Origin of the sequence: Rouxiella sp. Mn2063 (assembly GCF_049319665.1) — a bacterium.
Classification (GTDB): Bacteria; Pseudomonadota; Gammaproteobacteria; order Enterobacterales; family Enterobacteriaceae; genus JBMOUD01.
Window position 1 is genome coordinate 1 of the sequence record NZ_JBMOUD010000032.1, and the last position, 7,062, is coordinate 7,062.

The 7,062-nt window shown below is 46.5% G+C and carries 15 protein-coding genes; 13 read left to right on the forward strand and 2 right to left on the reverse strand.

The genetic code is table 11. The features are described from left to right. Nucleotides 1–20: 20 nt before the first annotated feature. Nucleotides 21–269: a hypothetical protein gene (locus ACL9RG_RS22435; RefSeq protein WP_422794865.1), complete on the reverse strand. Its 249-nt coding sequence runs from the start codon at nucleotides 267–269 to the stop codon at nucleotides 21–23. 405 nt (nucleotides 270–674) lie between these two features. Next, nucleotides 675–1,301: a LexA family protein gene (locus tag ACL9RG_RS22440; protein WP_422794866.1), complete on the reverse strand. Its 627-nt coding sequence runs from the start codon at nucleotides 1,299–1,301 to the stop codon at nucleotides 675–677. Between the two features lie 108 nt (nucleotides 1,302–1,409). On the opposite strand from ACL9RG_RS22440, the gene ACL9RG_RS22445 reads away from it, so the two are divergent. The 13 genes from ACL9RG_RS22445 (at nucleotide 1,410) to ACL9RG_RS22505 (ending at nucleotide 7,041) form a co-directional block, all read left to right on the forward strand. After that, nucleotides 1,410–1,628, forward strand: coding sequence for a helix-turn-helix domain-containing protein (locus ACL9RG_RS22445; protein ID WP_422794867.1), 219 nt, complete (start codon nucleotides 1,410–1,412; stop codon nucleotides 1,626–1,628). A gap of 125 nt (nucleotides 1,629–1,753) precedes the next feature. Then, complete coding sequence (locus ACL9RG_RS22450; RefSeq protein WP_422794868.1) at nucleotides 1,754–2,050, forward strand: CII family transcriptional regulator; 297 nt, start codon at nucleotides 1,754–1,756, stop codon at nucleotides 2,048–2,050. 14 nt (nucleotides 2,051–2,064) lie between these two features. After that, nucleotides 2,065–2,739: a phage antirepressor KilAC domain-containing protein gene (locus tag ACL9RG_RS22455; protein WP_422794869.1), complete on the forward strand. Its 675-nt coding sequence runs from the start codon at nucleotides 2,065–2,067 to the stop codon at nucleotides 2,737–2,739. Continuing rightward, nucleotides 2,739–3,500: a hypothetical protein gene (locus tag ACL9RG_RS22460; protein WP_422794870.1), complete on the forward strand. Its 762-nt coding sequence runs from the start codon at nucleotides 2,739–2,741 to the stop codon at nucleotides 3,498–3,500. The genes ACL9RG_RS22455 and ACL9RG_RS22460 overlap by 1 nt, the downstream gene beginning before the upstream one ends. Continuing rightward, nucleotides 3,497–4,225 carry an ATP-binding protein gene (locus ACL9RG_RS22465; protein ID WP_422794871.1) on the forward strand — a complete coding sequence of 243 codons (729 nt, stop codon included), beginning with the start codon at nucleotides 3,497–3,499 and terminating at the stop codon, nucleotides 4,223–4,225. Before ACL9RG_RS22460 ends, ACL9RG_RS22465 begins: the two co-directional genes overlap by 4 nt. After that, nucleotides 4,222–4,368 carry a hypothetical protein gene (locus ACL9RG_RS22470; RefSeq protein ID WP_422794872.1) on the forward strand — a complete coding sequence of 49 codons (147 nt, stop codon included), beginning with the start codon at nucleotides 4,222–4,224 and terminating at the stop codon, nucleotides 4,366–4,368. The genes ACL9RG_RS22465 and ACL9RG_RS22470 overlap by 4 nt, the downstream gene beginning before the upstream one ends. After that, nucleotides 4,358–4,588: a hypothetical protein gene (locus tag ACL9RG_RS22475; protein WP_422794873.1), complete on the forward strand. Its 231-nt coding sequence runs from the start codon at nucleotides 4,358–4,360 to the stop codon at nucleotides 4,586–4,588. Before ACL9RG_RS22470 ends, ACL9RG_RS22475 begins: the two co-directional genes overlap by 11 nt. Nucleotides 4,589–4,852: 264 nt before the next feature. Further along, nucleotides 4,853–5,152, forward strand: coding sequence for a DUF4406 domain-containing protein (locus ACL9RG_RS22480; RefSeq protein WP_422794874.1), 300 nt, complete (start codon nucleotides 4,853–4,855; stop codon nucleotides 5,150–5,152). Continuing rightward, nucleotides 5,139–5,423: a hypothetical protein gene (locus ACL9RG_RS22485; RefSeq protein WP_422794875.1), complete on the forward strand. Its 285-nt coding sequence runs from the start codon at nucleotides 5,139–5,141 to the stop codon at nucleotides 5,421–5,423. Before ACL9RG_RS22480 ends, ACL9RG_RS22485 begins: the two co-directional genes overlap by 14 nt. Then, nucleotides 5,420–5,689, forward strand: a complete 270-nt coding sequence (locus ACL9RG_RS22490; protein WP_422794876.1) for a hypothetical protein — start codon at nucleotides 5,420–5,422, stop codon at nucleotides 5,687–5,689. The genes ACL9RG_RS22485 and ACL9RG_RS22490 overlap by 4 nt, the downstream gene beginning before the upstream one ends. A gap of 219 nt (nucleotides 5,690–5,908) precedes the next feature. Next, nucleotides 5,909–6,334, forward strand: coding sequence for a hypothetical protein (locus tag ACL9RG_RS22495; RefSeq protein WP_422794877.1), 426 nt, complete (start codon nucleotides 5,909–5,911; stop codon nucleotides 6,332–6,334). Further along, on the forward strand, nucleotides 6,331–6,582 hold the full coding sequence (locus ACL9RG_RS22500; RefSeq protein ID WP_422794878.1) for a DUF4752 family protein: 252 nt from the start codon (nucleotides 6,331–6,333) through the stop codon (nucleotides 6,580–6,582). The genes ACL9RG_RS22495 and ACL9RG_RS22500 overlap by 4 nt, the downstream gene beginning before the upstream one ends. 12 nt (nucleotides 6,583–6,594) lie before the next feature. Continuing rightward, the gene (locus ACL9RG_RS22505; protein ID WP_422794879.1) at nucleotides 6,595–7,041 is read left to right on the forward strand and encodes a recombination protein NinB; all 447 of its coding nucleotides are present in this window, start codon (nucleotides 6,595–6,597) and stop codon (nucleotides 7,039–7,041) included. The last annotated feature ends 21 nt before the right edge of the window (nucleotides 7,042–7,062 follow it).

Below are 7,062 nucleotides of genomic sequence, written 5' to 3' on the forward strand. Positions count from 1 at the left end.
CTTTACTCATCTCTCACTCCTTATCGAGCAGTCATCACTTCTGACTGCTTGCGATGACCTGCGTTGTAGATGGCGACTTGTGGCAGGCAAATGTTATCTGCACTTGCCTCAGTCTTGATTCTTGCTGCTGCTGAATTAACAGCCTTGTAAACTCGGCTAGAACATCCAGCCAGCGCAATTCCGATACTCTTCTGTAGCTTCACATCTTTCATGCTCTCAGCTGCTTTACGTGCGTTGTATGCAGCCATGCGGCGTTGATTTCTGTTCATTGCTAATCTCCAGTTAAGTGCTTTGGTGATTGGATGGCCGACGCTGAGAATGTCGGCTTACCGATTCCCATCGGCTCGTGGTGCATCGTCAACTTTACGCGGCTCACCAAGTGCCATTTAAGGCAACATCCGCTACCGAGCGCATCAGCCTGCGCATTCATCCAATCCCAAAGCACTTACACTTTGGCCTGTGTATTCACAGGAGCTAAATTGTTAAAGAGCATATCGAGCGGGTCGTTTCGTTTCGATGGGTAGATAATCACATATTGTGTTTTATCAGTCAACACGATTTGTGATAATAATTAAACACAATGCGTGTTGTCATTGAAAGGAAAGGGAAAATATTTTTTGGAGGGTAATAAAAAACCCGCTCAAAGGCGGGTTGTGTAGGTTTATGATTTATATCTAGATGAGTCTATTCATTGATTGCACAGCCACCCCGATTATCTTGCACCCCTCGTTAATGGGAATTGCCGGGTATGCTGGGTTTAAAGCTTTTAAATACCGCTGGCCGCCATCAACAACCAGCCTCTTAAATGTAGCCTCGTTGGAGTCTACCAGTTTAGCAACAACCAGGTTACCGCTTCGCGCTTCCTTTCCCGTATCAATAAGGATGACCGATCCCTCAGGAACGCTTACGCCGGTTTGTGATGTCATTGAGTCACCCTGAACCCTAAGCCAAAATGCCTCACCCTCGACATATTGCTCAGACTCATACCACTCTTCTATATCCTTCAGCTCATGAGCCTCGCCCCAAGCCCCAGCATTAACCCAGCTCAATAATGGATACCTCTTCCCCGGCTTGTAATCACCGACGTACTGATCGCCAAATAATAGCTCCGTTACGTTAACTCCGAGCGCCTTAGCAATAACAGAAGCATCATCAACGCTAACACTCCTGGTTCCTGACTCGTAGTTCCCAATGCGTGACTGCGAGGCCCAGCCACACAGCTTGGCTAGAGCCCCTTGAGTGAGGCTCTTGGCCTCTCTTATCCGCTTGATGCGGTCGGCAATGCTTTCATTAGTTTTCATGTTGATAGTTTTATCACATAGCGTGTAAAAATTCTTTTCACGAATTGTGTTGAAATCGAATCACAAATTGTGTTTAATAGTGCTTGAGTGATTTATAAAGGAAGCACTATGAACAACATTGCAAGCGAAAGAAAAAAGCTTGGCATCACTCAAGCTGCACTAGCTGAGGCTTGCGGCTGGAGACAATCCCGGCTTGGTAACTATGAAGCCGGAAGTAGAGCGCCAGACTTAGATTCATGTCGTCACTTAGTAAAAGTGATGAAAAAACTGGGAAGCAGAATCAATCTTGATGGGTTATTCCCACCAAGAAACAAACAAGCAGCATAAGCAGTACAGAATAACCGCTCTTTAACATCGCTAACCCTCCCTTGGAATACCAGGGAATAACAACAGTGGCACTCCACGGAATTGCCACGTTTAACGTAAACACTTAACACTAGGAAGTATCACAGATGGAACGTACACAGACACGCACTCAAGCGCAGAAAATTGAATCTGCGCTGCTAAACAAGATTGCGATGAAGGGAAGCGCAGAGATTGCCGCTGCCATCGGCATTGACCGGTCGCAGATAACACGATGGAAAGAGAGCTGGCTGCCGAAGTTTTCAATGCTTCTAGCTGTTCTTGAGTGGGGCGTAGTTGACGATGACTTGGCTAGATTAGCCAAGCAAGTTGCGGAGGTTCTCACAAAGAAAAAATCCCCATCTGCGCGAACAGCTGAGGATTCTCAAATCACACTTAACTTCTGATGAGGTAACTATACATGAGTTTATCAACAGTAGTAAACCAGACGATGAGCAGTCAAGAGGTCGCTGACTTGGTGGAGTCTCGCCACGACAGCGTTAAGCGCACAATCGAAAGGCTGGCGGAAAAAGGCGTAATTCAACTCCCACCGATGGTGGAAGTTAAGAATAAGCTGGGGCAATCAGTATCAAATTACCAAGTTGGAAAGCGAGATAGCTACATCGTCGTTGCTCAGCTATCACCTGAGTTCACCGCTCGTTTAGTTGATCGCTGGCAGGAGTTAGAGAATCAATCTCGCATCCCTCAAACACTTCCAGAAGCATTGCGACTGGCGGCAGACTTGGCAGAAGAGAAGCAGCAGCTAGAGAATCAGCTAGCTATCGCGGCACCAAAAATTCAGTTCGTTGATAGCTACGTTAACGCTTCTGGTTCTCTTGGCTTCCGAGAGACATGCAAGCTGCTTCACATCAAAGAGAACGCTTTCCGCAAGTTCCTGCTGGATAGCGAAATCATGTACCTGCTTGCCGGCAAGTTAACGCCATATTCTCAACATATCGACGCCGATCGGTTCACTCTTAAAACGGGTGAGAATCAGAACAACGGTCATGCATTCACTCAAGTGAAATTCACGCCAAAGGGAATTCAATGGATCGCTGGTTTATGGGCTGCAAAACAACTTAATGAGGCCGCCTAATGGCAAGAATAAGAACGGTAAAACCTGAGATTTGGACTGATGAAAAAGTCGTTGAATGCTCGATACCCGCGAGACTGTTATTCATCGGCATGTTCAATTTTGCTGATGACAACGGGAATCTCGTTAACTCACCCAAACGAATCAAGATGCAGATCTTCCCCGCTGACGTTATTGACTGTGAGCCGTTAATAAAAGAGCTGATTACTCACGGAGTACTCAATGAATACTCAGTGAGTGATATTAGCTACTTGAATATTAAAGGGTTTAATAAGCATCAAAAGATAAATAGGCCTTCCAGCTCTAACATCCCAAAGTTTGAATTCAGTGAGCACTCAGTGACTACTCATGTAGTGCTCACTGACGGAAAGGATACGGAAGGGAAGGGAAAGGAAAGGGAAGAAGAGAATAACACCCAAGCCGCTGAAGCAGCTTGCCCAGATGCTCAACAAGATAATTCAAGCGACGATGGAAATGTGCATCAAATGGCTAGTAAGTACGCCTTTGAGGGAAATGTAATTCGTTTGAACCAGAAGGACTTCGATCGCTGGAGAGCGCTTTTCAGAAATATCGATCTTCAAAGCGAACTCATGCGCATTGACATCGAGTTTACCAACGAGAAGCCCAAAAACTGGTTTAACACGTTAAGCGCCAAGCTGAACTACCAAAACAAGCAAGGCGGCAGTCAGTTTGCACGAGGAAATCAACGTCGTGTTGCCGGTGTTAGTCAACCAATGGATTACATACCCGAGGGCTTTGTATGAGCATGTTAGACGTAATGCGACGCCTGCAAGCTGCAATGCCTGCCGGTACTCAGCCAAAGTTTAAAAACGCTGAGGAGTTGATGGCATGGCAGCTAGAGCAGGGGCGAATAGATTCACAGCGCATTGCCGAGCAAAACCGGTTAACGCGACTACAGAAAGTCTTAGGCCGCTCTGGAATTCAAGAGCTACACCAGTCATGCACGTTCGATAACTACAACGCCGAATTACCCGGCCAACGCCACGCGCTGGAAAAATCCAAAGCATACGCCAACCGATTTGGCAGCGGCTTCGGAGGGTTCATATTCAGCGGAGGTTGTGGCACTGGTAAGAATCACCTGGCGGCGGCAATTGGCAATCAGCTTCTGAGTTCTGGCAAGTCGGTATTGGTCGTCACAGTACCAGACCTAATGATGCGCTTTCGTGAAACCTACCAAGACGGCGCAAAGACGACAGAGGCCAAATTGATGGATGATCTCTGCAATGTTGACCTGCTAGTGCTTGACGATATTGGCGTACAGCGAGGTAACACAAACGAGGGCGTGGTGCTGTTCCAGATTGTCGATCGGAGGCTTGCAAGCAAGAAGTCGGTGGGAATGCTGACCAATCTCGACGCCCCGGCACTTCGTGAATTATTGGGTGAGCGAATCATGGACAGAATGACCATGGATAGCGGTATGTGGATTAACTTTGACTGGGCCAGCTATCGGCGAAAGGTGAAGTCTTGAATAATCAACAAAATAAGCAAGACCAGAAAGCCACACTGCCAACGCTCGACGTAAAGCGGGCGATCGCCAACAGCACTGGCATGAGCAAAATTGCAGAGCTGCGCGCTAAGTTTGGGCTTGGAGGTAATTCTAATGCTCGGTGAATGGATTAAACGGCAAGTACGAGAGCAAGAGCGCCGCGAGTCTGATGCTCGGTTTGATTATCTGCGCAAGCTTCCCGCTAACACGTTTGCAGCGATTTACGCAGAGTGGGCCTCAGAAGATTGGGGTGCTGGCTGCAACTTAAATGATGTTTTCTATGATGACTGGGCTATTTACCTTGCATCACTAGAGCGAGATGAGGGCTACGAGCAATTGATATGAAAGTAAAATGCATAACATCACATCTACACCCGATATTTGTCGTTGGGCGAATATACGAAACTGATGGGCGAGAAATTTCAGGTGATGAAATCCCCGGCGAGGCACCTTGGATGATGTATGAAGATCTGAAAATCCGAACAGTCCGCCACACGCTAGCTAGTTTCGAAAGGGTGGACTCATGACAGCTTACATCATCGAACTATCAGCCGGGCTGTTGACTATCGTTGCAGCCCTTTTTTATTGCCGAAATTTGAGGATTGAAAAGTGAAGATTTATATCTCAGGGCCAATGAGTGGCTTGCCTGATTTTAATCGTCCCGAATTCAATGTGGCGCGTACATTATTAAAGCTAGATGGTCACTCAGTTCTAAGCCCAGCAATTCTGCCAGACGGATTTGAGCAGCGTGAATACATGGATATCTGCATAGCAATGGTTCGCTGCGTAGATTGCGTTTACATGCTTAAGGGCTGGGAAAAATCTGCAGGCGCAAGAGCGGAACACGCACTGGCTGAAAAGCTAAATCTCAAAATTATCTATCAGGAGAAATCAGATGGACACAACTAAACAGCGTGAAGAGTTTGAAGCGTGGTTTAACAATGAAGTATTCAGCTTAAAGCTAGCAGACAGCAAACTTGTTAACTGCTATTGGGATGCATGGCAGGCAGCACAAAAGGCAGCTATAGCGAGCATCGAAATTGAGCTGCCAGAGCGTAAATCAGCAGATTATTTTGCTGATGAATCATTCAGTAGAAAAGACCTCGCAGCAATACACAACGTCACTGTAGAGCAATGCAAGGTTAGAGTCACAGCAGCAGGACTGAGGGTGAAATCATGAATGTGAAACGCACTTTGAAAATAATCGCGGTGGTTGTCTGCAACCCTCACATGGTTCTTGCTTCTGTCATTCTCACAACTATCAATATTCTTGAAAGCCTTATTGATAAGTTAGATGACGCTTTGAGAAACGCCCGCAACTGGATGGAAGGTAAGGCAGAGTCCGCGCCTATTTTCGCCAAAAAACTGAGCGATCAATTGCAGGAAGAGTCAAACAGGCTTCAGCGGAAAAAGGCGGCTAAGTCAACCAAATACTGGGTTAGGTGAAATCATGATTCATACACAAAAAGCCAGACAGGCAATGATAGGAAAGAGCTACCAGTCAGATTTGAATAACGCATATGAAATGAGAGTCAACGTCAAATGTATCGTCCAAAACGGACGAGGACACACTGTGGTATTTACATCTGGCGACTCTCAGCAATCATCCTGCATAGCATTATCAGACTTTATTAAGCGCTACCCACATAAACTAAAGGCGAAATCATGATCAACGATTTAGAGCGGTTTAGTGTTGAGAGGCTTGAGGGGCTGATTAGCGATGCAGAAACGTGGTCATCAGTTAGCATTCCATCAAATCAGTTAGCAGCACTAGCAAGAATCGCGCTGGCTGCTAAGCGTAGGGCCATTATTGTAAATTTTGGTGAAAGCACCAAAGAGGAAATTGACACTCTGATTTCGAGAATCAATTCAGAGAAGGGTATGCCTTTTATTCATGCTGATAAGCAAGATAAGCCGGTAATTCCAGGTGGTTGGAAGCTGGTACCAGTTGAGCCATCACTCAAAATGATGGAAGCCGCAGTAACTTGTGAAGACGCATCATTCGATGACGATAGCGACATGATTTCTATTCATCACGAAGTTATTTATAAGGCGATGCTAGCCGCAGCCCCTGCACCGGAGGAGTTATGACAGATATATCAGCTTATGCAATCGTGGCCTTAACTGCTCTTGGTTGGATATACGTCATGACCAAAACTGGCGAGTGGCTAATGAGTATTTTCCTCAAGCAGTGGACTAATCGAAGAAAAGAATCAAGGCAGCAGAAGGCGATTAACGAGCTTTACGATGCTTACAATCTCGAGGAGCTAAAAGATGGGAGCACGCTGAAAATCGCCACAAGGTCTGGACTGAAGATATTTATGTTCCGGGATAAATAATCGGAGGAAATAGTGGATAAACAGGTTTTCTATCTCAGAAGCCCGCAAATACGCCAGAACCTGAAAAACTTCATCGACAGCCTCCCGCTCAGCACCGAAAAACCTCTTCTCGTTACAATCCAGCAAGCAACCCGAAGCCTTGACCAGAACGCTAAGCTCTGGGCAACCCTGCGCGATATCAGCGAGCAGGTAGTTTGGTATGAGCGAAAGATGGACTCGGAGAGCTGGAAGCATGTTTTCACTGCCGCGCTGAAAAAACAGGTCACAGTGCCGGGGATAGATGGTGGCTTCGTCGTGCTGGGGCAATCAACTAGCAAGATGACGGTCGGAGAAATGCGCGACTTAATCGAGCTAATGAATGCATTCGGAGCGGAGCAGGGCGTTAGCTGGTCTGATGAATCTCGGCTGGCAATTGAATGGGCAAATCGCTACGGCGACAAAACTAAACAGGTGGCGTAATGAGTGAGTTAAAAATTGGCT

What these genes read in the sequence shown, in the direction of transcription:
- ACL9RG_RS22485 (WP_422794875.1), top strand. Translation starts at nt 5,139, where the DNA reads ATGGACACAACTAAACAGCGTGAAGAGTTTGAAGCGTGGTTTAACAAT.
- ACL9RG_RS22475 (WP_422794873.1), top strand. Translation starts at nt 4,358, where the DNA reads ATGCTCGGTGAATGGATTAAACGGCAAGTACGAGAGCAAGAGCGCCGC.
- ACL9RG_RS22460 (WP_422794870.1), top strand. Translation starts at nt 2,739, where the DNA reads ATGGCAAGAATAAGAACGGTAAAACCTGAGATTTGGACTGATGAAAAA.
- ACL9RG_RS22455 (WP_422794869.1), top strand. Translation starts at nt 2,065, where the DNA reads ATGAGTTTATCAACAGTAGTAAACCAGACGATGAGCAGTCAAGAGGTC.
- ACL9RG_RS22445 (WP_422794867.1), top strand. Translation starts at nt 1,410, where the DNA reads ATGAACAACATTGCAAGCGAAAGAAAAAAGCTTGGCATCACTCAAGCT.
- ACL9RG_RS22435 (WP_422794865.1), bottom strand. Translation starts at nt 269, where the DNA reads ATGAACAGAAATCAACGCCGCATGGCTGCATACAACGCACGTAAAGCA.
- ACL9RG_RS22495 (WP_422794877.1), top strand. Translation starts at nt 5,909, where the DNA reads ATGATCAACGATTTAGAGCGGTTTAGTGTTGAGAGGCTTGAGGGGCTG.
- ACL9RG_RS22490 (WP_422794876.1), top strand. Translation starts at nt 5,420, where the DNA reads ATGAATGTGAAACGCACTTTGAAAATAATCGCGGTGGTTGTCTGCAAC.
- ACL9RG_RS22465 (WP_422794871.1), top strand. Translation starts at nt 3,497, where the DNA reads ATGAGCATGTTAGACGTAATGCGACGCCTGCAAGCTGCAATGCCTGCC.
- ACL9RG_RS22440 (WP_422794866.1), bottom strand. Translation starts at nt 1,301, where the DNA reads ATGAAAACTAATGAAAGCATTGCCGACCGCATCAAGCGGATAAGAGAG.
- ACL9RG_RS22500 (WP_422794878.1), top strand. Translation starts at nt 6,331, where the DNA reads ATGACAGATATATCAGCTTATGCAATCGTGGCCTTAACTGCTCTTGGT.
- ACL9RG_RS22450 (WP_422794868.1), top strand. Translation starts at nt 1,754, where the DNA reads ATGGAACGTACACAGACACGCACTCAAGCGCAGAAAATTGAATCTGCG.